The sequence below is a fragment of the Acinetobacter sp. ESBL14 genome (assembly GCF_036668815.1).
GTDB classification, from domain to species: domain Bacteria; phylum Pseudomonadota; class Gammaproteobacteria; order Pseudomonadales; family Moraxellaceae; genus Acinetobacter; species Acinetobacter gyllenbergii.
In genome coordinates, this window is sequence record NZ_JAZEVS010000049.1 from 1 (window position 1) to 405 (window position 405).

General features: G+C 46.7%; 1 pseudogene. It reads right to left on the bottom strand.

The features are described from left to right. Positions 1–335: 335 nt before the first annotated feature. A pseudogene (locus tag V6E90_RS21570) lies at positions 336–405 on the bottom strand (hypothetical protein); the annotation flags it as partial.

Below are 405 nucleotides of genomic sequence, written 5' to 3' on the forward strand. Positions count from 1 at the left end.
GTATTCGTGTCAATGATGCAATCAAATCAGTTGATGATGCCCGGGACCGCAGGTTTATTGGTGATTGATATGCCACCCGGTACAGGCGATATCCAACGCCCTGAGCTGATCGACCGTATGGTATTGATGGGGGTGATGCAGAAGACTCGTAAGAGATCGTTAAAGGAATGATCGGTATTCTTAGCACCTTCTTCGTATTTTGTTTTCCCTTACAGATCACGATTCTATGGTTTGCAACATGCGCATTACAGCATTGGCGTGGCGATTGTATGGTTGCTCTCGTACTTCTTCCTGGAATGCGTCTTCAAGAGGGATAAGGCTTTATTCTTGGTCGAATTCACCCCAGTATCAATCACCACCACGCTTGAGCCTTCTCCAGTAAAACCATTTGTGAGCGCTTGTGGC